The organism is Bradyrhizobium sp. S3.7.6 (assembly GCF_054061875.1).
Genome location: NZ_JBSSEQ010000001.1, coordinates 4,647,213 through 4,672,456 on the forward strand (window position 1 = coordinate 4,647,213; position 25,244 = coordinate 4,672,456).

A 25,244-nucleotide genomic window follows, 5' to 3' on the forward strand; every position below is an offset into this window, starting at 1 on the left:
GTTATCGTTGCCGGTCCAGCCCTTCGTGAGGCTGGTCGAGAGCGTTTTCGAGCGAAGTGGATACCGGTTCGCGTGAAGAAAACGCGCCAAACAAAAACTCAGCCTTCGCGGATGTAATTCCCCGCTTCGAATTCGACCGGCGCAGCACTTGCGTCGAACGACACGCCGATCGGATCGCGGTCTGCCTCCATCGCCTCCAGTTGCTCGCTCAGCATGCGCCGGATCATCAGGATGCCGCGGTCGCTCTGGCCGAAATGCTCCTCGGAGTAGATGGTCTGCGGGCCCTGGCCGACCTGGGCCTCGTAATCGCCGGGGAATTGCTGGTGCTCGGCTTCCGTCATGTCCCACCAGAATTTGCCGTTGAACTTCGAGCGCATGCGGCCGATGTCGCCGGAAGTCTTGACGCGGCCGGCAACGTAGATGCGGAACGAGGTGTCGTCGATCGGCAGCGTCCAGCCGATCGACTCGACGCGGGCGAATTGCGCCACGCGCGGGTTCGGCACGACGCGCAAGGTGGGGAGGGCGGCTTCGGTGACGCGGTAAAACACCTTGCCGTCGTCCTGCTTGCGGATCGAGCGCACGGCGATGCCGCGCGGCGTCTTGTCGAACTTCACCTCCGGCATCGAGGCCATCATGTTGGTGAATTGCGGCCCCGAGAACGAGCCGTGCAGCACCGGCACGTGATAGGGATCGACCACGTTCTCGAAATGCTGAAGCCAGTTGCAGGGGATGATCGCGGGGCCGCCGCCGCCGATCGAGGAATCGTCGGCCTCGACGAACTCGCCTTCGTCCATGTTTTCCAGGCATTCGTAAGCGGGCAGCACCGGGCGTTTCTCGGCCGGGCCCATATAGGCGAAGATCAGCCCGTAGCGCTCCTCGACCGGGTACCAGGGTTGGCGCACCTTGTCCTTGAACTGGCCGCCGTCGGGCTCGCAGGGCTGTTCGAGGCAATGGCCTTCGGTGTCGAACTTCCAGCCGTGATAGCAGCAGCGGATGCCGTCCTCTTCGACCTTGCCATAGTAGAGCGTGGTGCCGCGATGGCAGCAGCGCGCGTGCAACAGGCCGGCGCGGCCGTGCTTGTCGCGGAACAGCACCAGATCCTCGCCGAGCGCGCGGACCTTTTTCGGCGTGTCGGTGGCGTCGCTGACGAGCCCGACCGGATGCCAGTAGCGGCGCAGCAATTCTCCCATCGGTGTGCCGCGCACGACTGAGGTGAGCTCGATGCGCGTATGCGCCGGCTTCATCGCATAGGCGGTGCCGAGATCGCGATCCCGCTGGGTCATCGTCATGCTGTTCCTCCCGCCGCGGGCCTTGGGTGGCCGGGTCGTTTTGATGCGGTGACCCAGTGAAAAATAATTCGATGACAATGTCAACGATATTCCAGAATGCCTCTTAATCGCATTTGGAATCAGGTTGGGGAGGTTGCGCTACCAGCGCTTGGCACGCCCCGGCTTTCTTGGCAGAGGTGGATCATGAGCCAGACATCGAGCAGGGACGGGCACGCATCGCCCGATGCGGACGAAAGCCACTCGCCGGCGCCGATCACCGTGATGCTGTCGTCACGGCTGATGGTGCTCGCCAATTTGCTCAAGCGCGGCGCGATCCTGCGCTACAAGCGCCTCGCCGGATTGTCCTCGGTCGAGTTCGGTCTGGTCGCCTCGCTCGGTCGCCGTCCGCCGATGAGCGTGGCGCGGCTCGCCGAAGCCGTCGGCCAGGACAAGGGCCAGATCAGCCGCGCGCTCGCGGAGCTCGTCTCGCGCAAGCTGATCGCGAAGTCGGCGAACCCGAAGGACAGCCGCGAGGTGCTGGTCGCGCTGACCGCGGCAGGGCTCGCTGCGCATGATGCGATCGTCGAAGGCGCGCAGGAGCGCAATCGGCAATTGCTCGAACAGTTGAGCAAGGACGAGTTCGAGACGCTGCTGGCGCAGATCGACCGTCTCACGGCGACAGCCGAGAAGATGCTCGAAGCCGAGAAAGTTTCACGCTGATCTCTCGGAAATCTCCGGGAATGTTGGATCATTTCTAAGAACCCTTCTAAGAGGTTTTCAATTAGGGAATTCGCGCGCGCTCACCTAAGCGTCACTGCAAGCGCCTGCCGTTGGGGGAACGACGGCATGACGCAAGCAAACAGACATGTTGGGGTGCGCGTTGAACAGTCTTCGTATGCTGCGGTCGGTCGTCTTGGCGACCGCGTCTGCTTTCGCAGTGGTACCGCAGGCATCGCTTGCGCAGTCCTCGGCGCAAGGCGGTGCGCAAAACCTGCCGTCGGTCACCGTCAACGCGCCGGAAGCACGACGCCGCGCACCTGCTGCGGCCGCCCGCCGCGTGGCGCGGCCGTCGGTAGAGACCGCCGCCAGCCGCAGACCGCTTCAGCAGCGCAATGTCGGCTTCGTCGAGACGCCGCGCGGTCCGGTGAACGGCTACGTCGCCAACCGCAGCTCGTCGGGCACTAAGACCAACACGCCGATCATGGAGACGCCGCAATCGGTGTCGGTGATCGGCGCGGACCAGATCCGCGACCAGAAGGCGACCAAGCTCGACGAGGTTCTGCGCTACACCGCCGGCGTGCGGGCTGGCACCTTCGGTGCGGACACGCGCAACGATTGGTGGCTGATCCGCGGCTTCAAGTCCGACGACATCGGACTGTTTCTCGACGGCACGCAGCTGTTCTACACGGCCTATGCGAGCTGGCGGCTTCCGCCGTCCAATATGGAGCGAGTCGAGGTGTTACGCGGCCCGTCGGCAGTGCTCTATGGTGGATCGAGCCCGAGCGGCATCGTCAACGTCATCAGCAAGATGCCGCCGACCGAGCCGATCCGCTACATCGAGACCGGCGTCAACAATTTCGGCAACGCCTATGTCGGCTTCGATGTCGGCGGGCCCGTTGCAACGCAGCCCCAGGACGGCAAGCTGTTCTACCGCGTCGTCGGCGAGATCAGGAACGGCGACACGCAGGTCAACTTCACGCCGGACAACAACTACTTCATTGCGCCGTCCTTCACCTGGAAGCCGGATGCCGATACGACTTTCACGGTTCTGGCGTCGGCATCGAAGACCGACACCCGCGGCATCAACTTCCTGCCTTACCAGGGCACGGTGACCAACGCGCCGTTCGGCAAGATCCCGACCAGCTTCTTCGCCGGCGATCCCAGCGTCGACAAGTTCACGCGCGAGCAGGAGATGCTCGGCTATCAGTTCGAGCGCAATGTCACCGACGATCTAACGTTCCGGCAGAATGCGCGATTTGCGCATATCGACCTGACCTATCGCGGTTACATCGGCAACGGCTGGGACAATATCAATGCGGCCTCTCTCGGTCGCTACAATTGGTATGCGAAGGATACCGCCAACCAGGCCGATCTCGACAACCAGCTGGAATATCGCTTCAACACCGGTCCTGTCAGGCACACGATGCTGTTCGGTGTCGATCTGAAGGGCTATCAGATCGACGACTATCAGGCCTTCAACTTCGGCACCGTTCCTCCGATCAATGTGCTCAATCCGGTCTACGGCATTAACATCCCGCTCACAGGCCCGCCGTTCCGTAACTTCCTGATCACGCAGAAGCAGGCCGGCACCTACCTCCAGGACCAGATGAAGCTCGGTAACTTCACGCTGGTGCTGAGCGGCCGCAACGACTGGGTCGAGACGACGCAGGCCGCCCGTGACACTGGGGCGACGCTCGCCAGCAACAATGACAGCCAGTTCAGCGGTCGCGCAGGCTTGATCTACAATTTCGACAACGGCATCGCGCCCTACATCTCCTACGCGACGAGTTTCAACCCGATTATCGGGCTCAACGCGCAAAATCAGCTGTTCCAGCCGGAGACCGGCCAGCAGGCCGAAATCGGCGTCAAGGTCGCCCCCAAGGGATTTGATGGCTACTTCACTGCCTCGGTGTTCAACCTGAAGCGCCAGAATGTACCCACTACCGATCCGATCATCACCACGCTGCAGAACCAAACCGGCGAGGTGACCTCGCGCGGCATCGAGCTCGAAGCGGTCGCAAATGCGACGAAGGAGTTAAAGTTCATCGGCGCCTTCACGGCCTATCATCTCTTCACCAGCAGGGACCTGAACCCGGCGCTGGTCGGCAAGACGCCGACCAACACGCCTGAGCTCCTGGTCTCGGGCTGGGCCGACTACACATTCAAGGACGGACCGCTTGCGGGATTCGGCTTCGGCGGCGGCGTGCGCTATGTCGGCGCCTCCTGGGCGGACGCCGCCAACACCCTCGAGGTTCCCGCGGTCGTGCTCGGCGACCTCGCGGTCCACTACGAGTGGCAGAACTGGCGCACGGCAATCAACGTGATCAACCTGACCGACAAGATCTATGTCGCAAGCTGCGCGGCGGCCTCGTCATGCTTCTACGGCGACCGCCGGCGCGTCACCGCCAGCGTCTCCTACAAGTGGTAGGCACCGGCGAGGGGAGGGCCTCGTGAAGGCGCGCACGGTCAGGCTCTGGTCCGTGGTCCACACCTGGACCAGCCTGATCTCGACCGTCTTCCTGCTGCTGCTCTGCCTGACCGGCCTGCCGCTGATCTTCCATCACGAGATCGATGAGCTCCTGGGCTATGCCCCCCAGCCCGAAGCTCATGCGGGCGCGGCGCGTGCGACGACGCAAGCCGTCGCCGACGCCGCGCTCGCCGCCGATCCCGGCCGGGTGCTGCAATATATCGCCTGGGACAAGGACGAGCCCGGGATCGTGACCGCGTTCACCAACAGCGCCGTCAACGGGCTGCCCGACAACACGACCGTGCGCGCGTTCGATGCGATGTCGACCAAGCTGCTCGGACCGGTCGGCATCGGGCCGATGCTGATCATGCTCAAGCTGCATACCGACATGTTTGCCGGCCAGCCCGGAAAACTGTTCCTCGGCGGGATGGGCCTGCTGTTCGCCATCGCCATCATCTCCGGCGTGGTGCTGTACTGGCCGTTCACCCGCCGGCTGCGCTTTGCCACCATTCGCGGCCACGCCTCGCGCCGCGTGCGCTGGCTCGACTGGCACAATCTGATCGGCGTCGTGACGGTGGCTTGGGCACTGGTGGTAGGCCTCACCGGCGTCGTCAACACCTGGGCCGAGCTGATGCTCAACCAGTGGAAGGCCACCGAGCTTGCCAGCATGGTCGCGCCCTATGCCGGCAAGCCGCCGCCGTCGCATCTGGCTTCGCTCGACGACGTCGTGGCGCGCGCGAGGCAGACGGCGCCCGGGATGGAGGTTGCCTTCATCGCGTTTCCGGGAACGCCGTTCACCTCCTCGCACCACTTCGCCGCCTTCATGCGCGGCGACACGGCGCTGACGGCGCGGCTGCTCAAGCCGGTCCTGCTCGATGGCGAAACAGGGGAGGTCGCCGACAGCCGGGCGCTGCCGGTCTATCTCCAGGCGCTCCTGATCTCGCAGCCGCTGCATTTCGGCGATTATGGCGGGATGCCGCTCAAGGTGATCTGGGCCGTGCTCGACATTCTTACGATCGTTGTGATCGGGAGCGGCCTCTATCTCTGGCTGGCACGGCGGCGCAAGCGCGCGCCCGCCCGGAGCGACGCATTCGCCAGACGAACCCCGGTCCCGTCGTGATGCATGGCTCCTCTGACCGCTCGGGCCTGTGGATACGTGTCTTTGCTGCACCCATCCTGCTCGCGGCTGCGACCATCACCGGCCTGCTGGCTGCGCTGCTCTGGGGAACGGTCGGCCAGTATGTCGCCTGGGTGACGGTGGGAGCCCCGGTGCTGGTCATTGCCTGGGTCTGGGTGCGCTGCCGCACCCGGAAAACCGGGCAACTATCGCGGACGACACGCGGCAAATAGCTGCCTCGGCCCGTGTGCCGCAATCCTCGAACGGCTGCCCTGCAAAACTGTGGCCGCCCTTGCTGGGATTGGCGATCTGCTCCATACCAGCCGCGGGGCGATTCCGGGATTTCTATCGTTCTGGGGGCGGTAAAGGGCCTAAAAAGAGCGTGTCTTGCGCCCATTGGTGCACTGCGCTAAGGCTCAGAACAATTCCAAACTGGACGAATCCGTGGCTGTCCCGAGGCTGCGGGAAAAAGGGCTCGTCAATGAGCGGCATTCTGCAGAACTATCTTCCACTCGTCGTCTTTATAGGGGTAGCGGGCCTCATCGGCCTCGTGCTGCTGATCGCGCCCTTCATCGTGGCGTTCCAGCAGCCGGACCCAGAAAAGCTGTCGGCATATGAGTGCGGCTTCAACGCCTTCGACGACGCCCGCATGAAGTTCGACGTCCGCTTCTATCTGGTCGCCATCCTCTTCATCATCTTCGACCTCGAGGTGGCGTTCCTGTTTCCCTGGGCGGTGGCGTTCGGCAAGCTTGGTGCGACCGGCTTCTGGTCCATGGTGGTGTTCCTCGGCGTGCTCACGGTCGGGTTCGCCTATGAATGGAAGAAAGGAGCACTGGAATGGGATTGAACCCTGCAACGGCCTCGGGTCCGGTCGTCGCGCCGGCCCCCAAGGGCATCCTTGATCCGTCGACCGGCAGGCCGGTTGGCGCCAACGATCCGTTTTTCGTCGAGGTCAACTCCGAGCTGTCCGACAAGGGCTTCTTCGTGGCCGCGACCGACGACCTCATCACCTGGGCCCGTACCGGCTCGCTGATGTGGATGACCTTCGGTCTCGCCTGCTGCGCGGTCGAGATGATGCAGGTCTCGATGCCGCGCTACGACGTCGAGCGCTTCGGCTTCGCCCCGCGCGCCTCGCCGCGCCAGTCCGACGTGATGATCGTCGCCGGCACGCTGACCAACAAGATGGCGCCTGCGCTGCGCAAGGTCTACGACCAGATGCCCGAGCCACGCTACGTCATCTCGATGGGCTCCTGCGCCAATGGCGGCGGCTACTACCACTATTCCTATTCGGTCGTGCGCGGCTGCGACCGGATCGTGCCGATCGACATCTACGTGCCGGGCTGCCCGCCCACGGCGGAAGCGCTGCTCTACGGCGTGCTGCTGCTGCAGAAGAAGATCCGCCGCACTGGCACCATCGAACGCTAAGGTTTTACGTCATGGACGACGCCAAGCTCGACGCCCTGGGGCAGACGATCGTTAGCGCGCTTCCGGGCGCCGCCATCGGTCATTCGGTTGCCTTCAACCAGCTCACGGTGGATGTCGAGGTCAGCAAGATCGTCGAGGTGGTCAAGTACCTCCGCGACGATCCGAAATGCCGGTTCATCAACTTCACCGACATCACGGCCGCAGACTATCCGTCGCGCGAAAAGCGCTTCGACGTGATCTATCACTTCCTGTCTCCGACCCTGAACGCGCGGATCCGGCTCAAGGCCCAGGCCGACGAGACCACGCAGGTGCCGTCGTTGATCGACGTATTCCCGGGCGCGGACTGGTTCGAGCGCGAGGCCTACGACCTCTATGGCGTGTTCTTCGTCGGACACCCCGACATGCGCCGCCTGCTGACCGATTACGGTTTCGAGGGCCATCCGCTGCGCAAGGATTTCCCGACCACCGGTTTCGTCGAGGTTCGCTACGACGACCAGGAGAAGCGGGTGGTGTACGAGCCCGTCCGGCTCAACCAGGAATTCCGCAAGTTCGACTTTTTGTCTCCGTGGGAAGGCCCCGACTATCCGGTTCTTCCGGGCGATGAAAAAGCAGGGCCGAAGGTCTGATCATGAACGAGCAACCCGAACAGCTTCGCAATTTCACCATCAACTTCGGGCCCCAGCATCCGGCTGCGCACGGCGTGCTGCGTCTGGTCCTGGAGCTTGACGGCGAAATCGTCGCCCGTGTCGACCCCCATATCGGCCTGCTTCACCGCGGCACCGAGAAGCTGATCGAGCAGAAGACCTATCTGCAGGCGATCCCGTATTTCGACCGGCTCGACTACGTCGCGCCGATGAACCAGGAGCACGCCTTCTGCATGGCGGCTGAGAAGCTGCTCGGCATCGAGGTGCCGCGCCGCGGCCAGCTGATCCGCGTGCTTTATTGCGAGATCGGCCGCATCCTCTCGCATCTGCTCAACGTCACCACGCAGGCTATGGACGTCGGCGCGCTGACCCCGCCGCTGTGGGGCTTTGAAGAGCGCGAGAAGCTGATGGTGTTCTACGAGCGCGCCTCGGGCAGCCGTATGCACGCAGCCTTCTTCCGCGTCGGCGGCGTGCATCAGGACCTGCCGCAGAAGCTGGTCGACGACATCGAGGCCTGGTGCGATCCGTTCCTGAAGGTCGTGGACGACCTCGATCGCCTGCTCACCGCCAACCGCATCTTCAAGCAGCGCAACGTCGACATCGGCGTGGTGCCGCTGAAGGAAGCCTGGGAGTGGGGTTTTTCGGGCGTCATGGTGCGCGGCTCGGGGGCGGCCTGGGACCTGCGCAAGTCGCAGCCCTATGAGTGCTACGCCGAGATGGATTTCGACATCCCGATCGGCAAGAACGGCGACTGCTACGATCGCTACCTGATCCGCATGGAAGAGATGCGCCAGTCCGTGCGCATCATGAAGCAGTGCATCCAGAAGCTGAACGCAGCCGACGGGAAGGGGCCTGTCGTCGTCGAAGACAACAAGGTCGCGCCGCCGCGCCGCAGCGAGATGAAGCGCTCGATGGAAGCGCTGATCCATCACTTCAAGCTCTACACCGAAGGCGTCCACGTGCCGGCCGGCGAAGTCTACGCCGCGGTCGAGGCGCCGAAGGGCGAGTTCGGCGTCTATCTGATCTCGGACGGCACCAACAAGCCGTATAAGTGCAAGATCCGCGCGCCGGGCTTTGCGCATCTGCAGGCGATGGACCACATCTGCCGCGGCCATCTGCTCGCCGACGTCTCGGCGATCCTCGGCTCGCTCGACATCGTGTTCGGAGAGGTCGATCGGTGATGGCGCAGGCGCCAATCCAGTTTGACCGTGCCTCGGGGGCCCTTGAAGGGGCCAACCTGTGGGAGCGGACGGCTGCCTTGGCGCTGGTGACGGGATCGAAGATCTCCTCGCATTTCTCGCACATGGGCTACATCGCCTGCGCGAACCTGCTGCGGAAGACGCTGCCCGAGCGCAACATCGCGATCAGGCTCAATCCCGACGCCGTGTTCGAATTCCCCTACGGCGACGGCTATTGGAGCAAGCTGCTCAACCGCTCCTACAATTACGAGGACGAGCTGGAGGTCCTGTTCGCCGACTCCATCGACGTCGACTACACGCTGCTCGATTGCGGCGCCAATTACGGCTACTGGTCGGTGCTGGTGTCGAGCAAGCCGTTCGGATCGCACAAGGCGATCGCGATCGAGCCGTCGGGGCAGAACTATCCGAAGCTTGCCAACAACGCTCGCGTCAACGGCAACCGCTTCGAGACGCTGAAATGCGCCATCGGCGCGGCGCGCGGTACCGCACGGCTGTCAGGCACCAAGCATGAGGCCTTCAGCATCGCCGGCGCACCGTCGGCGGGCGGCGAGGACGTGCCGGTTCTCGCGCTCGACAATCTCATCGACGACGGCAAGGTGGCGGCCCACGGCAAGTACCTGATCAAGCTCGACGTCGAGGGCGTCGAGATCGAGGCGATCAAGGGCGGCGCACGGCTGCTTGAGACCGACAGCGTCATCATGTGCGAGGAGCACGGCAGCGATCGCAGCCACGCGGTGTCGCGCTTTATCCTCGAACAGACGCCGCTGAAGCTGATCGTGTTCGATCCGCGCAGCAACCGGATGGAGACCGTGACCGAGCTGTCGATCCTCGACCGCATCAAGGTCTCGACCCATGTCGGCTACAACGTTTTCGGCACCGCAAGCGCATTCTGGCAGGACAGGATCGATGCCCTGAATGCGAAAACCGCGCGCCGTATGCAGTGAGAGATAAGAGATGTCCGTTCGACGATTAGCACCGAAGGAATTCCAGCCCGCGAGCTTTGCGTTCACGGATGAGAACCTCGCGTTCGCCAAGCAGCAGATCGCGAAATATCCGGCCGGCCGGCAAGCCTCCGCTGTCATCGCTATCCTCTGGCGCGTCCAGGAACAGCACGACGGCTGGGTGTCGGAAGCCGCCATCCGCGCCGTCGCCGATCTGCTCGACATGCCCTATATCCGCGTGCTCGAAGTCGCGACCTTCTACACGATGTTCCAGCTCGCTCCCGTCGGCAAGAAGGCCCACGTCCAGGTCTGCGGCACCACTCCGTGCCGCCTGCGCGGCGCCGAGGATCTCATCCACGTCTGCGAGCACCGCATCCACCACGAGCCGTTTCATCTCTCCAAGGACGGCAATTTCAGCTGGGAAGAGGTGGAATGTCTCGGTGCCTGCGTGAATGCGCCGATGGTGCTGATCGGCAAGGACACCTATGAGGATTTGACCAAGGAAACCTTTGGCAAGGTGCTCGACGGCTTCGCCTCGGGCAATCCGCCGAAGCCCGGTCCGCAGAACGGCCGCCAGTTCTCGGCGCCGACGGGCGGGCCGACCACGCTGAAGGAGATCACCTGATGCGCGATCTCCCCGCAATTGGAGGGAACGAGGCCGTGAACAAATGGGGCTTCGTCGCCATGCATGCCGCGGTCGCGGCCGCCTTCATGTTCCTGCTGCAGCGCTTCGTGATGAACGCGACGCAGGAGAGCAGCCTACTCTGGGCGCTGACCTTCGCCGTCTGCGCCGCCGGACTTGCCTACAAGCAGTCCAATCGTTGATCGGAAAGCACTGAAATGCTCGAGGACAAGGACCGCATCTTCAAGAACCTCTACGGCCTCCACGACTGGGGGCTCGAGGGCGCGCGGCGCCGCGGCGCCTGGGATGGTACGAAGAATATCATCGACAAGGGCCGTGACTGGATCATCAACGAGATGAAGGCGTCGGGCCTGCGCGGGCGCGGTGGCGCCGGCTTCCCGACCGGCCTGAAATGGTCGTTCATGCCGAAGGAATCGACCGACGGCCGGCCGAGCTATCTCGTCGTCAACGCCGACGAATCCGAGCCCGGCACCTGCAAGGATCGCGAGATCATGCGGCACGATCCGCATCTCCTGATCGAGGGCTGCCTGATCGCGAGCTGCGCGATGAACGCGCATGCCTGCTACATCTATGTCCGCGGCGAGTTCATCCGCGAGCGCGAGCATCTCCAGGCCGCGATCGACCAGGCCTATGAGGCGAAGCTCGTCGGCAAGGACAATGTCAACGGCTGGCCGTTCGACATCTACGTCGCGCACGGCGCCGGCGCCTATATCTGCGGCGAGGAGACCGCGCTGCTCGAAAGCCTCGAAGGCAAGAAGGGCCAGCCGCGCCTGAAGCCGCCGTTCCCGGCCAATGTCGGCCTGTTCGGCTGCCCGACCACCGTCAACAACGTCGAGTCGATCGCGGTTGCGCCCGACATCCTGCGGCGCGGCGCGGCCTGGTTCGCCGGCATCGGCCGTCCGAACAATGTCGGCACCAAGCTGTTCTGCATCTCCGGCCATGTCGAGCGGCCCTGCAACGTCGAAGAGGCCATGGGCATTCCGTTCCGTGAGCTGATCGAGAAGCATTGCGGCGGCATCCGCGGCGGCTGGGACAACCTCAAGGCCGTGATCCCCGGTGGCTCCTCGGTGCGCATGGTGCCGGCCGAGCAGATCATCGACACGCCGATGGATTTCGATTCCCTGAGCAAGCTGCGCTCGGGCCTCGGCACCGCGGCCGTGATCGTGATGGACAAGTCGACCGATTTGATCCGCTCCATCGCCCGCATCTCCTATTTCTACAAGCATGAGAGCTGCGGCCAGTGCACGCCGTGCCGCGAGGGCACCGGCTGGATGTGGCGCGTCTTGACCCGCATGGCCGACGGTCGCGCCCACAAGCGCGAGATCGACATGCTGCTGGAAGTCACCAAGCAGGTCGAAGGCCACACCATCTGCGCGCTCGGCGACGCAGCCGCCTGGCCGATCCAGGGCCTGATCGCGCATTTCCGTCACGAGATCGAAGCGCGCATCGACCAGTATTCGCACAAGGCTGACATCGACGATATCGGCGTCCGCGATCCCGTGAACATGGTCGCGGCGGAGTAGAGAGAATGACCAAGCTCATCATCGACGGAAAAGAGATCGATGTCCCCGCCGAGTACACGCTGCTCCAGGCGTGCGAAGCCGCGGGCGCCGAGATTCCGCGCTTCTGCTATCACGAGCGGCTGTCGATCGCCGGCAATTGCCGGATGTGCCTCGTCGAAGTGAAGGGCGGCCCGAAGCCGGTCGCAAGCTGCGCCTGGGGCGTGCGCGATTGCCGTCCGGGCCCCAAGGGCGAGCCGCCGGAAATCTCCACGCGTTCGCCGATGGTGAAGAAGGCGCGCGAAGGCGTGATGGAATTCCTTCTCATCAACCATCCGCTGGACTGCCCGATCTGCGACCAGGGCGGCGAGTGCGACCTTCAGGACCAGGCGATGGGCTATGGTGTCGACACCAGCCGCTTCGCCGAGAACAAGCGCGCCGTCGAGGACAAGTACCTCGGCGCGCTGGTCAAGACCTCGATGAACCGCTGCATCCAGTGCACGCGCTGTGTCCGCTTCTCGGCGGAAGTCGCCGGCGCGCCCGAGATGGGCGCCACCGGCCGCGGCGAGGACATGGAGATCACGACCTATCTCGAGCACGCGCTGACGTCCGAATTGCAGGGCAATCTCGTCGACATCTGCCCGGTCGGCGCGCTGACCTCGAAGCCCTATGCTTTTGCGGCACGCCCGTGGGAGCTCGGCAAGACCCAGTCGATCGATGTCATGGACGGCATCGGCTCGGCGATCCGCGTCGACACCCGTGGCCGTGAGGTGATGCGCGTGCTGCCGCGCATCAACGAGGCCGTGAACGAGGAGTGGATCTCCGACAAAACCCGCCACGTCGTAGACGGCCTGCGCACCCAGCGTCTCGACCGGCCCTATATCCGCGAAGCCGGCAAGCTGCGGGCGGCGAGCTGGCCGGAAGCCTTTGCCGCGATCGCCGCGAAGGCGGCGCGCACCGACGGCAAGCGCATCGGCGCGATCGCCGGCGACCTCGCCGGCGTCGAAGAGATGTTCGCGCTGAAGGACCTGCTCGCCAAGTACGGCTCGGGCAATCTGACGGTGCAGGGCGGCGACGCCTTCGATCCCGCGCTCGGCCGCGGCTCCTACATCTTCAATCCGACGCTGGTCGGCGTCGAGCAGGCCGATGCGCTGCTCATCATCGGCGCCAATCCGCGCAAGGAAGCGGCCGTGTTCAACGCCCGCATCCGCAAGCGCTGGCGTGCCGGCGGCTTCAAGGTCGGCGTGATCGGCGCCAAGGTCGACCTGACCTACGACTATGATCATCTGGGTGCGGGCACCGAGACGCTCGGCGAGCTCGCGGCCGGCAAGCATTCCTTCATGGACGTGCTGAAGAACGCCAAGAACCCGATCATCCTGGTCGGCGCGGGCGCAGCCTCGCGTCACGACGGCGCTGCCATTCTCGCCGCCGCCGCCAAGCTTGCGCTCGATGTCGGCGCGGTGAAGGACGGCTGGAACGGCTTTGCCGTGCTGCACGAGACCGCCTCGCGCGTCGGTGCGCTCGATATCGGCTTTGTCGCCGGTGCGGGCGGGCTGAACGCGGCGCAGATGACGACCTTCGGCACGCTGGACCTGCTGTTCCTGCTCGGCGCCGACGAGATCAAGCCGTCGGACGGCACCTTCGTCGTCTATATCGGCACCCATGGTGACCGCGGCGCGCATCGCGCCGACGTCATCCTGCCGTCGGCTGCCTACACCGAGAAGTCCGCGATCTACGTCAACACCGAAGGCCGCGTGCAGATGACCGGCCGTGCCACGTTCCCGCCGGGCGAAGCCCGCGAGGACTGGGCGATCGTGCGCGCGCTGTCGGAGGCGCTCGGCAAGAAGCTCGGCTACGACTCGCTGTCGGCGCTGCGCCAAGCGATCTTCAAGGCCGTGCCGCATCTGATCCGTCTCGACCAGATCGAGGCCGGCGCCGCCGACCAGATCAAGAAGCTGGCGGGGAAGGGCGGCTCGCCGGAGAAGGCGCCGTTCAAGCCGGCGATCGAGGACTTCTATTTGACCAACCCAATCGCGCGTGCGTCCGCCGTGATGGCGGAATGCTCGCGGCTTGCCTCCGGGCAGATGCTGACCGCAGCGGAGTGAGCCGATGGAATTCTTCGAAAGCGCATTCTGGACCGGCTTCCTCTGGCCGCTGATCATCATGGTCGCGGAGAGCGTCCTGGTGCTCGTCGTCCTGCTGGTCGCGATCGCCTACATCCTGCTTGCCGACCGCAAGATCTGGGCGGCGGTGCAGATCCGCCGTGGCCCGAACGTGGTCGGCCCCTGGGGCCTGCTGCAGTCCTTCGCCGACCTGCTGAAGTTCGTGCTGAAGGAGCCGATCATCCCGTCCGGCGCCAACAAGGGCGTGTTTCTCCTTGCTCCCTTGGTCTCATGCGTGCTCGCGCTCGCCGCCTGGGCGGTGATCCCGACCAATCTCGGCTGGGTGATCTCCGACATCAATGTCGGCGTGCTCTTCATCTTCGCGATCTCGTCGCTGTCGATCTACGGCATCATCATGGCCGGGTGGTCGTCGAACTCGAAATACCCGTTCCTGGCCGCGCTGCGCTCGGCGGCGCAGATGGTGTCCTACGAGGTCTCGATCGGCTTCGTCATCATCACGGTGCTGCTCTGCGCCGGCACGCTGAACCTGTCGGCCGTGGTCGAGGCCCAGCATGCCCGTGGCCTTGCCAGCCTGATCGGGTTGCCGCAGCTCACCATCCTGAACTGGTATGTGTGGCCGCTGTTCCCGATGTTCGTGATCTTCTACGTCTCGGCGTTGGCGGAAACCAACCGTCCGCCGTTCGACCTCGTGGAAGCTGAATCAGAGCTCGTCGCCGGCTTCATGGTCGAATACGGCTCGACGCCGTATCTGCTGTTCATGCTCGGCGAGTATGTCGCGATCGTCACGATGTGCGCGCTGGCGACGATCCTGTTCCTCGGAGGCTGGCTGCCGCCGGTGGATCTGCCGCCCTTCAACTGGGTGCCGGGGATCATCTGGTTCTCGCTCAAAGTGTTCTTCATGTTCTTCCTGTTCGCGATGGCAAAGGCGATCGTGCCGCGCTACCGCTACGACCAATTGATGCGCCTCGGCTGGAAGGTGTTCCTGCCGCTGTCGCTGGCGATGGTGGTCGTGGTGGCCGGTGTGCTGCATTTCGCCGGCATCGCGCCGAAGTGAGGGCCGTCATGGGTATCAACATCAACGCCACTGCACGCTCGCTCCTGCTGTCGGAATTCGTCTCGGCGTTCTTCCTCGCCATGCGCTATTTCTTCCAGCCGAAGCCGACGCTGAACTATCCCTTCGAGAAGGGCCCGATCTCGCCGCGCTTCCGCGGCGAGCATGCGCTGCGCCGCTATCCGAACGGCGAAGAGCGCTGCATCGCCTGCAAGCTGTGCGAAGCCATTTGCCCAGCGCAGGCCATCACCATCGAGGCCGGCCCGCGTCGCAACGACGGCACCCGCCGCACCGTGCGCTACGACATCGACATGGTGAAGTGCATCTATTGCGGCCTCTGCCAGGAGGCCTGTCCGGTCGACGCCATCGTCGAAGGTCCGAACTTCGAATTCGCGACCGAGACCCGCGAGGAACTGTTCTATGACAAGGCCAAGCTGCTCGCCAATGGCGACCGCTGGGAACGCGAGATCGCGAAAGCGATCGAGCTCGACGCGCCGTACCGGTGAGATGAGAGCATGATCCTTCCCGCGCTGTTCTTCTATCTCTTCGCCGGCGTTTGCGTCGCCTCGGCGGTGATGGTGATTGTCTCGCGCAATCCCGTGCACTCCGTGCTGTACCTGATCCTGGCCTTCGTCAACGCCTCCGGCCTGTTCGTGCTGATGGGCGCCGAATTCCTCGCGATGATCCTGATCGTCGTCTACGTCGGCGCCGTCGCGGTGCTGTTCCTGTTCGTGATCATGATGCTCGACGTCGACTTCCTCGAGCTGCGCGAGGGCTTCATCGAGTACCTGCCGGTGGGCCTCGTGATCGGCGGCATCTTCCTGTTCGAACTGCTGCTCACCGTCGGCTTCTGGGTCATCAACCCCGGCGTCTCCAAGACGATCACGGCGGCGATCCCGACCAATGTCAGCAACACCGAGGCGCTCGGGCTCGTGCTCTATACGAAGTACATCCACTACTTCCAGCTCGCGGGCATGGTGCTGCTGGTCGCCATGATCGGCGCCATCGTGCTGACGCTGCGCCACAAGGCGAACGTGAAGCGACAGGACATCAACGTTCAAAATGCACGCACGCCCGAGATGGCGATGGCGATGCGCAAGGTGGCGTCGGGGCAGGGGCTCCAGGACAGCGACGCGGCGGAGTGGGTGAAATGACGATCGGGCTCGGACATTATCTGGCGGTCGGCGCGATCCTGTTCACGCTCGGGATCCTCGGCATCTTCCTGAACCGCAAGAACATCATCGTCATCCTGATGTCGATCGAGCTGATCCTGCTCTCGGTCAACATCAACCTCGTGGCATTCTCGACCTTCCTCGGCGACATCGTCGGCCAGGTCTTCGCATTGCTGGTGCTGACGGTTGCGGCTGCGGAAGCCGCGATCGGTCTCGCCATCCTGGTGGTCTATTTCCGCAACCGCGGCTCGATCGCGGTTGAGGACGTCAATCTGATGAAGGGCTGAGCTCAGTCATGGTTCAGGCGATTGTCTTTCTGCCTCTGCTGGGCGCCATCCTTGCTGGCCTGATCGCGCTGTTCGGCGCGCATGCCCGCAACCCCTCGGGCGATGAGGTCGAGCATCACGGCGATCATGGCCACGGCGACGCGCATGCGTCGGCGGCCCATGACGACCATGGTCACGACGATCACGCTCACGATGACCACGGCCATGGCCCGGTCGAGCCGCCGGCCGCGGGCTCGCGGGGCGCCGAGCTGATCACGACCGCGCTGCTGTTCGTCTCGGCGGCGCTGTCCTGGATGACGCTGGTCGATGTCGGCTTCATGCACCACGACATGCGCATTCCGCTGTTGCCCTGGATCATGTCTGGCGACCTCCAGGTCTACTGGACGCTGCGGGTCGACACGCTCACCGCCGTGATGCTGGTGGTGGTGACGACCGTGTCCTCGCTCGTGCACCTCTATTCCATCGGCTACATGGACGAGGATCCGTATCGGCCGCGCTTCTTCGGCTATCTCTCGCTGTTCACCTTCGCCATGCTGATGCTGGTGACGGCCGACAACCTCGTGCAGCTGTTCTTCGGCTGGGAAGGCGTGGGTCTCGCCAGCTATCTCCTGATCGGCTTCTGGTACCAGAAGCCGTCGGCGAACGCGGCGGCGATCAAGGCCTTCGTGGTCAACCGCGTCGGCGATTTCGGCTTCGCGCTCGGCATTTTCGCGATCTTCATGCTGACGAGCTCGACCGATTTCGAGACCATCTTCCATGCAGCTCCGAGCCTGACCGGCAAGACCATCGACTTCCTCGGCTGGCACGCCGACGCGCTGACCCTGACCTGCCTCCTGCTGTTCATGGGCGCGATGGGCAAGTCGGCGCAGTTCCTGCTGCACACCTGGTTGCCGGACGCGATGGAAGGCCCGACCCCGGTCTCCGCGCTGATCCACGCCGCGACCATGGTCACCGCCGGCGTGTTCATGGTGGCGCGCCTGTCGCCGCTGTTCGAGCTCGCCCCGAACGCGCAGGCCGTCGTGATGTTCTTCGGCGCCACCACGGCGTTTTTCGCCGCGACCATCGGCCTCGTCCAGAACGACATCAAGCGCATCGTCGCGTACTCGACCTGTTCGCAGCTCGGCTACATGTTCGTGGCGATGGGAGCAGGGGCCTATTCGGTCGGCATGTTCCACCTGTTCACGCACGCCTTCTTCAAGGCGCTGCTGTTCTTGGGTTCCGGCTCGGTGATCTACGCGATGCACCACGAGCAGGACATCCGCAACATGGGCGGCCTCTGGCGCAAGATCCCCTACACCTATGCGGTGATGGTGATCGGCACGCTGGCGCTCACGGGCTTCCCGCTCACGGCGGGCTATTTCTCCAAGGACGCCATCATCGAGTCCGCCTACGCCTCGCATAATCCGTTCGCGATGTACGGCTTCCTGATGACGGTCGTCGCCGCCGGCCTGACCTCGTTCTACTCCTGGCGCCTGATCTTCAAGACCTTCCACGGCGAGCCCCATGACGAGCATCACTACGAGGCCGCGCATGAGGCTCCGCTCTGGATACTGATCCCGATCGGCGTTCTCGCGGTCGGCTCGATCGTCGCGGGCTTCCCGTTCAAGGAGCTGTTCGCCGGTCACGGCGTCGAGGAGTTCTTCCGCGAGTCCGTGAAGATGAACCCGCACATCATCGAGGAGATGCACCACATCCCCGAGACCATCGCCATCCTGCCGACGGTGATGATGGTGCTGGGCTTCCTGGTGTCGTACCTGTTCTATATCCGCCGGCCGTATCTGCCGGTCGAGCTCGCGAACACGCAGCCGATGCTGTACCAGTTCCTGCTCAACAAATGGTACTTCGACGAGCTCTACGATCTCATCTTCGTCCGCCCGGCGAAGTGGATCGGCTATCAGCTCTGGAAGAAGGGTGATGGCTTCATCATCGACGGCCTCGGCCCCGACGGTATCTCGGCCCGCGTGCTGGACGTCACCCGCAACGTGGTGAAGATCCAGACCGGCTATCTCTATCACTACGCGTTCGCCATGCTGATCGGCGCCGCCGGCCTGATCACCTGGTTCATGTTCGGCTTTGGAGGCCAGTAAATGACAACCTGGCCAATCCTTTCGGTCACGACGTTCCTGCCGCTGGTTGGCGCGCTGATCGTCTATCTCAGCCGAGGCGATGACGAGGCGGCCCGGCGCAATGCGCGCTGGATCGCGCTGTGGACCACGCTGATCACCTTCGCGGTGTCGGTGATCCTGGTGATGCGCTTCGATCCGTCGAGCGCCGACTTCCAGTTCGTCGAGAAGGCGAACTGGCTCGCCACCGGCATCACCTACCACATGGGCGTCGACGGCATCTCGCTGCCGCTGGTGATCCTGACCACCGCCATCATGCCGTTCTGCATCATCGCGAGCTGGAAGGCGATCACCAACCGCGTCCGCGAATACATGATGGCGTTCCTGATCCTGGAAACGCTGATGATCGGCACCTTCTCGGCGCTCGATCTCGTGCTGTTCTACCTGTTCTTCGAGGGCGGCCTGATCCCGATGTTCCTGATCATCGGCGTCTGGGGCGGTCCGCGCCGGGTCTACGCGTCGTTCAAGTTCTTCCTCTACACGCTGCTCGGCTCGGTGCTGATGCTGCTCGCCATCATGGCGCTGTACTGGAACGGCGGCACCACCGACATCCCGACCCTGATGCACACCGCCGTGCCGCGATCCCTGCAGACCTGGGCGTGGCTCGCCTTCTTCGCGTCGTTCGCGGTGAAGATGCCGATGTGGCCGGTGCACACCTGGCTCCCCGACGCCCACGTCGAGGCGCCGACCGCGGGCTCGGTGGTTCTGGCCGCGATCCTGCTGAAGATGGGCGGCTATGGCTTCCTGCGCTTCTCGCTGCCGATGTTCCCCCTGGCCTCGCACGACTTCGCGCCGCTGATCTTCACGCTCTCCGCGATTGCGATCATCTACACCTCGCTGGTGGCGCTGATGCAGGAGGACATGAAGAAGCTGATCGCGTACTCGTCAGTGGCGCATATGGGCTTCGTCACCATGGGCATCTTCGCCGGCACCATGCAGGGCGTCGCCGGCGGCGTGTTCCAGATGATCTCGCACGGCATCGTCTCCGGCGCGCTGTTCCTCTGCGTCGGCATCGTCTACGACCGCATGCACACCCGCGAGATCGCGGCCTATGGCGGCCTCGTCAACCGGATGCCGCTCTACGCGCTGACCTTCATGATCTTCACCATGGCCAATGTCGGTCTGCCCGGCACCTCCGGCTTCGTCGGCGAGTTCATGACGCTGCTCGGCACCTTCAAGGTCTCGATCCCGACCGCGTTCTTCGCGACCTTCGGCGTGATCCTGTCGGCCTGCTACGCGCTGTGGCTGTACCGCAAGGTCGTGTTCGGGGCGCTGGTCAAGCCGTCGCTGGCGAGCATGAAGGATCTCACTTTCCGCGAGTGCGTGACGCTGTTCCCGCTGATCGCGCTGACGATCCTGTTCGGCGTCTATCCGAAGCCGGTGCTCGACATGTCGGCCGTCTCGGTCCAGCAACTCGTCAATAATTACAACACCGCTGTGACGGCCGTGAAGGCCGCCGCACTGCTCCAGTGATCGGGCAGGTCAGGATATCGCCATGAGCTTTGAGACTGCAGGTTATCAACTGGCGCCGGTGCTGCCCGAGATTGTGCTCGCGGTCGGCGCCATGGCACTCTTGATGCTGGGGGCCTATCGCGGGCAGGAGACCACCAGGACCGTCACGACGCTTTCGGTCCTGCTGCTGGTCGTGGTCGGCGTGCTCGTCTACGCACAGCCTGCGGGCAAGCACGTCACCTTCGGCGGCAGCTTCATCGTCGACGATTTTGCCCGCTTCATGAAGATCCTGGCCCTGATCGGCTCGGCGGTGACGCTGGTGCTGTCGACCGAGTTCCTGTCGGACCCGTCGCGCCGGATCTTCGAATACGCGATCCTGGTGCTGCTCTCGACGCTCGGCATGATGGTGCTGATCTCGGCCGGCGACTTGATCTCGCTCTATCTCGGCCTCGAGCTGATGTCGCTCGCGCTCTACGTCGTGGCGGCCTCGAACCGCGACAACGCCAAGTCGACCGAAGCCGGCCTGAAGTACTTCGTGCTCGGCGCGCTGTCCTCGGGCATGCTGCTCTACGGTTCCTCGCTGGTCTACGGCTTCACCGGCACGGTCAGCTTCACCGGCATCGCGGCGGCCGCGACGGTCTCGAATATCGGCCTGGTGTTCGGCCTGGTCTTCCTGCTCGCCGGCCTCTGCTTCAAGGTCTCGGCCGTGCCGTTCCACATGTGGACGCCTGACGTCTACGAGGGCGCGCCGACGCCGGTCACCGCCTTCTTCGCCTCGGCGCCGAAGGTGGCCGCGCTCGCCGTTTTCACGCGCGTCACGCTGACCGCGTTCCCCGGCATCGTCTCGCAGTGGCAGCAGATCCTGGTGTTCGTGGCGATCGCCTCGATGGCGCTCGGCTCTTTCGCCGCGATCGGCCAGTCCAACATCAAGCGCCTGATGGCCTATTCCTCGATCGGCCACATGGGCTTTGCCCTGGTCGGCCTCGCCTCCGGCACGGTCGAGGGCGCGCAGGGCGTCTTGATGTACATCGTGATCTATGTGGCGATGACGCTCGGCTCGTTCTCGGTCATTCTGGCGATGAAGCGCAACGGCCAGGCCGTCGAGAAGATCAGCGATTTCGCCGGTCTGTCGCGGACCAATCCGCTGCTCGCCTTCATGTTCGCGATGCTGCTGTTTTCGCTCGCCGGAATCCCGCCGCTCGCCGGCTTCTTCGCCAAATGGTACGTCTTCGTCGCCGCCATCAAGGCGAACCTGTTCACGCTCGCCGTCATCGGCGTGTTGACCAGCGTCGTGGGCGCCTACTACTACCTGACCATCGTCAAGACGATGTACTTCGACGAGCCGGCCGGTCAGGTCGATCCGGTGCGCGTCGAGGTGAAGACTGTGCTGGCTGTCTTTGGCCTGTTCAACATCCTCTTCGCGCTGTTCGCGGGCCCGGTGGTGAGCGTCGCCTCCGCCGCGGCAAAGTCGCTGTTTTAGGATGGGGTTCGCGCTCGGTCCTCGCGCACTCTCGGCGGGCTACAAGCTCGCAGCTTTCGAACGGACCGGCTCGACCAACACCGACGCCATCGAGCACGCGCGGGCCGGCGAACGCGGTCCGATGTGGTTCGTCACCTCCGACCAGACCGCCGGTCGTGGCCGCCGCCAGCGCGCCTGGATCGCGCCAAAGGGCAATCTCGCCGCGAGCGTCCTCGAGTTGCTGGATATTGCGCCTGCGGTTGCCGCCACCATCGGGTTTGCGGCGGGGCTTGCGGAAGAGGCTGCCCTGGAGAAGGTCAGCCTCGAGGCCGCGCTCCGGCTTGGTCCTGACAGGCCCAGATACGCCCTGAAATGGCCGAATGACGTCCTCGCGGGCGGCAAGAAGCTGGTCGGCATTGGGCTCGAAGCCGAGGCCATCGGCGATCGCCTCGCCGTCGTCGTCGGCATCGGCACCAACGTCGCGGCGGCGCCGGAGGGCACGCCGACGCCGGCCGTGTCTTTGGCCGCACTCGGCGTCCAGATCAGCGCGGAAGAGCTGTTCTCGGCGCTGTCGGACGCCTGGGTCGAGTTCCTCGGCATCTGGGACAATGGCCGCGGCTTTGCGGAGATCCGCAAACTCTGGCTGGAACGCGCCTGCGGCCTCGGCGAACGGGTCGCGATCAACACGGGAACGATGACGCTGGAAGGCATTTTCGACACCATCGACGACACCGGCTGCCTGATCGTCCGCACCGTTGACGGCCGACGCCTCCCGGTGGCGGCCGGCGAGGTGTTCTTCGGTTCGGCCGCCTCCGTGGGAGCTGCGTGATGGCGAAGCCTGACGAACTGGTATTTGCGCCGCTCGGCGGCGTCGGCGAGATCGGCATGAATTTGTCGATCTACGGCCTCGGCAACCGTCAGCAGCGCGCTTGGCTGGCGGTCGATCTCGGCGTCTCCTTTGGCGACGAGGAGCATCTGCCGGGCATCGACCTGATCATGCCCGACATCAGCTTCCTGGAGAAGGAACGCAAGAACCTGATGGGTCTCGTGCTCACCCATGCCCATGAGGACCATTTCGGCGCCATCATCGACCTCTGGCCGAAGCTGAAATGCCCGATCTATGCCACGCAGTTCAGCGCGGCGCTGTTCGAGGCCAAATGCGCCGCCGAGCGCAACGCGCCGAAAATCCCGGTGACGGTGGTGCCGTCGGGCGGCCGCGTCGATATCGGCCCGTTCAACGTCGAGTTCATTCCCGTCGCGCATTCGATCCCGGAAGCGCACGCGCTGGCGATCCACACTGACGTCGGCACGGTGCTGCACACCGGCGACTGGAAGATCGACCCGACCCCGACGCTCGGGAGCCCGACCGACGAGAAGCGGCTGCGCGAACTGGGCGAGGAGGGCGTGCTCGCCCTGATCGGCGATTCCACCAACGCCGTGCGTGACGGCCGCTCGCCCTCGGAAGCCGAGGTCGCGCGAACCATCATCGATCTGGTCAAGGCCGCCAAGGGCCGCGTCGCGGTGACGACCTTCGCCTCCAACGTCGCGCGCATCAAGGCCGTCGCTGCCGCGGCCAGGGCTGCCGATCGCGAGGTCGTCGTGGTCGGCCGCGCCATGGAGCGCGTGGTGCAGGTCGCGCGCGAGACCGGTTATCTCGACGGCGTGCAGAACTTCCGCTCGCCCGAGGTCTACGGCCATCTTCCGCAGGACAAGGTGCTGGCGCTGTGCACCGGCAGCCAGGGCGAGCCGCGCGCGGCGCTGGCGCGCATCGCCAATGACGATCATCCCGAGATCACGCTCAACCGCGGCGACAGCGTGATCTTCTCCTCCCGCACCATCCCGGGCAACGAGAAGGCCGTCGGCTCGATCATCAACAATCTGGTGCTGCAGGGCGTCGAGGTCCTCACCGACCGCGACCATCTGGTCCACGTCTCCGGCCATCCCCGCCGCGACGAATTGCGCGACATGATCGCCTGGACCAAGCCGCAGCTCCTGATCCCCGTCCATGGCGAGGCGCTGCACCTGAACGAGCATGCCAAGCTCGCGCGCGCCGCCGGCGTGCCGCGCGTCCTGGTCGTTCGCAACGGCGACCTGATCAAGCTCGGCCCGGGTGATCCCGGCATCATCGGCGAAGTGCCCTCCGGCCGGATCTACAAGGACGGCACGATCTTGGAGGACTCCAAGTCCCGCGCCGTGGTCGAGCGTCGCCGCATGGCTTTCTCCGGCTGCGCCTTCGTCGCGGTCGCGATGACGGAGCAGGGCGAGCTTGCCGACGATCCCGAGGTCGATCTCGTCGGCATTCCCGAGAAGAACCGGGACGGCGAGCCCTTCGACGACCTCGTCTTCGATGCCGTGGTCTCCACCATCGAGGGCCTGCCGAAGGCCCGCCGCCGCGATGCGGATGCCCTGGCTGAGTCGGTGCGACGCGCTGTCCGGGCCGTCATCAACGAACATTGGGGCAAAAAGCCCCCCTGTCTGGTACACGTCCTGACGGTGTAGTTGAGCATGGTCTTCGGATCATGCGCTGAGGGAGAAGAAACATGCTGGGTCGCCTCAACCATGTCGCGATCGCGACCAAGGACGCCGTCAAGTCCGCCAAGATCTATGGCGCGGCGTTCGGGGCGCAGATCTCGGAGGCGGTCGCGCTGCCCGAGCATGGCGTCACCACCGTGTTCGCGACGCTGCCCAATACCAAGATCGAGTTCATCGAGCCGCTCGGCGAGGCCTCGCCGATCGCGAAGTTCCTCGAGCGCAATGCCGACGGCGGCATCCATCACATCTGCTACGAGGTCGTCGACATCATCGCCTCGCGTGACACGCTGGTGAAGGAGGGCGCGCGGGTGCTCGGCGACGGCGTGCCGAAGATCGGCGCCCACGGCAAGCCGGTGCTGTTCCTGCACCCGAAGGACTTTTCCGGGGCGCTGGTCGAAATCGAGCAGGCGTAGGGCGTCGGATCATGGCCATCCAGATATCGACCGCGCTTGCGATCTACTTCGTCATCTGGTGGATCGCGCTGTTTCTGACGCTGCCGTTCGGCGTGCGCAGCCAGCACGAGGACGGCGTCGGCGCGCCCGGCACCGACCCCGGCGCACCGGTCCTGACGCGGATGAGAGGCAAGCTGATCTGGACCACGATCATCTCGGCGATCATCTACGGGATCGGCATAGCCGCCTATCATGCCGGCTATCTTTCGATCGAACGCTTGTCAAAATTGATGGGAATGCCGTTCTAGACGTTTTTGCCGGCAATATTGTTTTGGGGGAAACGAATGACTTTTCAGCGGATCGTCATCGCGCTTCTGGTGTTGATCGTCGCCGGCCTTGGCGCCATCGGCTATTTCGAGTGGAAGATGGCCGTGCAGGTCCGAACGCTGAAGGCGTTCGTCGAGGGCTCTGTCTTCAACGAAGCCGTGATGGCCTGCGAGCAGGCCAAGAGCTCGACGCCGTTCAAGTGGAACGGGGGCAAGAGCACCTCGGTGATCGGCCTGAACTCGGTCAAGCTGGACAAATACACCGTCAGCGCCAGCTACACGCTGGTGGCGGACAGCGTCTATTGTGATTACGATCCCATCAAAAGAAAGGCCGAGATCGGCTCGAGCTTCCTGGAGCGGGAGTAACGATCCGGCCATGCCAAGAGCATGATCCGGAAAAGTGC

Annotated in this window: 26 protein-coding genes; 25 read left to right on the forward strand and 1 reads right to left on the reverse strand. The window is 64.3% G+C overall.

Annotation, left to right across the window (positions count from 1 at the left end):
- Positions 1-98: 98 nt before the first annotated feature.
- Complete coding sequence (locus ACVJ5M_RS22475) at positions 99-1,289, reverse strand: aromatic ring-hydroxylating dioxygenase subunit alpha (RefSeq protein ID WP_354100157.1); 1,191 nt, start codon at positions 1,287-1,289, stop codon at positions 99-101.
- A gap of 183 nt (positions 1,290-1,472) precedes the next feature.
- On the opposite strand from ACVJ5M_RS22475, the gene ACVJ5M_RS22480 reads away from it, so the two are divergent.
- The 25 genes from ACVJ5M_RS22480 to ACVJ5M_RS22600 all read left to right on the forward strand — a co-directional run bounded on the left by ACVJ5M_RS22480 (position 1,473) and on the right by ACVJ5M_RS22600 (position 25,206).
- Complete coding sequence (locus ACVJ5M_RS22480) at positions 1,473-1,988, forward strand: MarR family winged helix-turn-helix transcriptional regulator (RefSeq protein WP_038943030.1); 516 nt, start codon at positions 1,473-1,475, stop codon at positions 1,986-1,988.
- A gap of 175 nt (positions 1,989-2,163) precedes the next feature.
- Positions 2,164-4,416: a TonB-dependent siderophore receptor gene (locus tag ACVJ5M_RS22485; protein ID WP_208089450.1), complete on the forward strand. Its 2,253-nt coding sequence runs from the start codon at positions 2,164-2,166 to the stop codon at positions 4,414-4,416.
- 22 nt (positions 4,417-4,438) lie between these two features.
- On the forward strand, positions 4,439-5,575 hold the full coding sequence (locus ACVJ5M_RS22490; protein WP_135216781.1) for a PepSY-associated TM helix domain-containing protein: 1,137 nt from the start codon (positions 4,439-4,441) through the stop codon (positions 5,573-5,575).
- Positions 5,575-5,805 (forward strand): hypothetical protein, encoded by a 231-nt coding sequence (locus ACVJ5M_RS22495; RefSeq protein ID WP_208087133.1) that lies wholly within the window; start codon positions 5,575-5,577, stop codon positions 5,803-5,805. Before ACVJ5M_RS22490 ends, ACVJ5M_RS22495 begins: the two co-directional genes overlap by 1 nt.
- 248 nt (positions 5,806-6,053) lie before the next feature.
- Positions 6,054-6,419 carry an NADH-quinone oxidoreductase subunit A gene (locus tag ACVJ5M_RS22500; protein ID WP_007603535.1) on the forward strand — a complete coding sequence of 122 codons (366 nt, stop codon included), beginning with the start codon at positions 6,054-6,056 and terminating at the stop codon, positions 6,417-6,419.
- Positions 6,410-6,997 (forward strand): NuoB/complex I 20 kDa subunit family protein, encoded by a 588-nt coding sequence (locus ACVJ5M_RS22505; protein ID WP_354097714.1) that lies wholly within the window; start codon positions 6,410-6,412, stop codon positions 6,995-6,997. Before ACVJ5M_RS22500 ends, ACVJ5M_RS22505 begins: the two co-directional genes overlap by 10 nt.
- 11 nt (positions 6,998-7,008) lie before the next feature.
- Positions 7,009-7,623, forward strand: a complete 615-nt coding sequence (locus tag ACVJ5M_RS22510) for an NADH-quinone oxidoreductase subunit C (RefSeq protein ID WP_354097713.1) — start codon at positions 7,009-7,011, stop codon at positions 7,621-7,623.
- A gap of 2 nt (positions 7,624-7,625) precedes the next feature.
- Positions 7,626-8,822 (forward strand): NADH-quinone oxidoreductase subunit D, encoded by a 1,197-nt coding sequence (locus ACVJ5M_RS22515; protein ID WP_354097712.1) that lies wholly within the window; start codon positions 7,626-7,628, stop codon positions 8,820-8,822.
- Complete coding sequence (locus ACVJ5M_RS22520) at positions 8,822-9,784, forward strand: FkbM family methyltransferase (protein ID WP_028149051.1); 963 nt, start codon at positions 8,822-8,824, stop codon at positions 9,782-9,784. Before ACVJ5M_RS22515 ends, ACVJ5M_RS22520 begins: the two co-directional genes overlap by 1 nt.
- A 10-nt stretch (positions 9,785-9,794) precedes the next feature.
- The gene (nuoE, locus tag ACVJ5M_RS22525; RefSeq protein ID WP_354097711.1) at positions 9,795-10,406 is read left to right on the forward strand and encodes an NADH-quinone oxidoreductase subunit NuoE; all 612 of its coding nucleotides are present in this window, start codon (positions 9,795-9,797) and stop codon (positions 10,404-10,406) included.
- Complete coding sequence (locus ACVJ5M_RS22530; RefSeq protein WP_028149053.1) at positions 10,406-10,606, forward strand: hypothetical protein; 201 nt, start codon at positions 10,406-10,408, stop codon at positions 10,604-10,606. Before nuoE ends, ACVJ5M_RS22530 begins: the two co-directional genes overlap by 1 nt.
- Positions 10,607-10,621: 15 nt before the next feature.
- Positions 10,622-11,947 carry an NADH-quinone oxidoreductase subunit NuoF gene (nuoF, locus tag ACVJ5M_RS22535; protein WP_014494861.1) on the forward strand — a complete coding sequence of 442 codons (1,326 nt, stop codon included), beginning with the start codon at positions 10,622-10,624 and terminating at the stop codon, positions 11,945-11,947.
- 5 nt (positions 11,948-11,952) lie between these two features.
- Entirely contained in the window at positions 11,953-14,028 is a 2,076-nt protein-coding gene (gene nuoG, locus ACVJ5M_RS22540; RefSeq protein ID WP_354100158.1) for an NADH-quinone oxidoreductase subunit NuoG, read from the forward strand.
- A 4-nt stretch (positions 14,029-14,032) separates the two neighbouring features.
- Positions 14,033-15,100, forward strand: a complete 1,068-nt coding sequence (nuoH, locus tag ACVJ5M_RS22545; protein WP_063982981.1) for an NADH-quinone oxidoreductase subunit NuoH — start codon at positions 14,033-14,035, stop codon at positions 15,098-15,100.
- Positions 15,101-15,114: 14 nt separating this feature from the next.
- Positions 15,115-15,603 carry an NADH-quinone oxidoreductase subunit NuoI gene (gene nuoI / locus ACVJ5M_RS22550; RefSeq protein WP_027529879.1) on the forward strand — a complete coding sequence of 163 codons (489 nt, stop codon included), beginning with the start codon at positions 15,115-15,117 and terminating at the stop codon, positions 15,601-15,603.
- A gap of 9 nt (positions 15,604-15,612) precedes the next feature.
- Positions 15,613-16,251, forward strand: coding sequence for an NADH-quinone oxidoreductase subunit J (locus tag ACVJ5M_RS22555; RefSeq protein WP_028149057.1), 639 nt, complete (start codon positions 15,613-15,615; stop codon positions 16,249-16,251).
- Positions 16,248-16,556: an NADH-quinone oxidoreductase subunit NuoK gene (gene nuoK / locus ACVJ5M_RS22560; protein ID WP_008547737.1), complete on the forward strand. Its 309-nt coding sequence runs from the start codon at positions 16,248-16,250 to the stop codon at positions 16,554-16,556. The genes ACVJ5M_RS22555 and nuoK overlap by 4 nt, the downstream gene beginning before the upstream one ends.
- An 8-nt stretch (positions 16,557-16,564) precedes the next feature.
- Positions 16,565-18,643 (forward strand): NADH-quinone oxidoreductase subunit L, encoded by a 2,079-nt coding sequence (gene nuoL / locus ACVJ5M_RS22565; RefSeq protein ID WP_354097709.1) that lies wholly within the window; start codon positions 16,565-16,567, stop codon positions 18,641-18,643.
- Entirely contained in the window at positions 18,644-20,152 is a 1,509-nt protein-coding gene (locus ACVJ5M_RS22570; protein ID WP_135216787.1) for an NADH-quinone oxidoreductase subunit M, read from the forward strand.
- A gap of 22 nt (positions 20,153-20,174) precedes the next feature.
- Complete coding sequence (gene nuoN / locus ACVJ5M_RS22575; protein ID WP_085400356.1) at positions 20,175-21,611, forward strand: NADH-quinone oxidoreductase subunit NuoN; 1,437 nt, start codon at positions 20,175-20,177, stop codon at positions 21,609-21,611.
- A 1-nt stretch (position 21,612) separates the two neighbouring features.
- On the forward strand, positions 21,613-22,419 hold the full coding sequence (locus tag ACVJ5M_RS22580; protein WP_354097707.1) for a biotin--[acetyl-CoA-carboxylase] ligase: 807 nt from the start codon (positions 21,613-21,615) through the stop codon (positions 22,417-22,419).
- On the forward strand, positions 22,419-24,089 hold the full coding sequence (locus tag ACVJ5M_RS22585; protein WP_135216789.1) for a ribonuclease J: 1,671 nt from the start codon (positions 22,419-22,421) through the stop codon (positions 24,087-24,089). The genes ACVJ5M_RS22580 and ACVJ5M_RS22585 overlap by 1 nt, the downstream gene beginning before the upstream one ends.
- A 41-nt stretch (positions 24,090-24,130) precedes the next feature.
- Complete coding sequence (mce, locus tag ACVJ5M_RS22590; RefSeq protein WP_028149063.1) at positions 24,131-24,535, forward strand: methylmalonyl-CoA epimerase; 405 nt, start codon at positions 24,131-24,133, stop codon at positions 24,533-24,535.
- A gap of 11 nt (positions 24,536-24,546) precedes the next feature.
- The gene (locus tag ACVJ5M_RS22595; RefSeq protein WP_038943027.1) at positions 24,547-24,822 is read left to right on the forward strand and encodes a DUF1467 family protein; all 276 of its coding nucleotides are present in this window, start codon (positions 24,547-24,549) and stop codon (positions 24,820-24,822) included.
- Between the two features lie 36 nt (positions 24,823-24,858).
- A complete protein-coding gene (locus tag ACVJ5M_RS22600; RefSeq protein WP_014494873.1) occupies positions 24,859-25,206 on the forward strand; it encodes a hypothetical protein in 348 nt (115 codons plus the stop codon).
- Positions 25,207-25,244 lie beyond the last annotated feature (38 nt).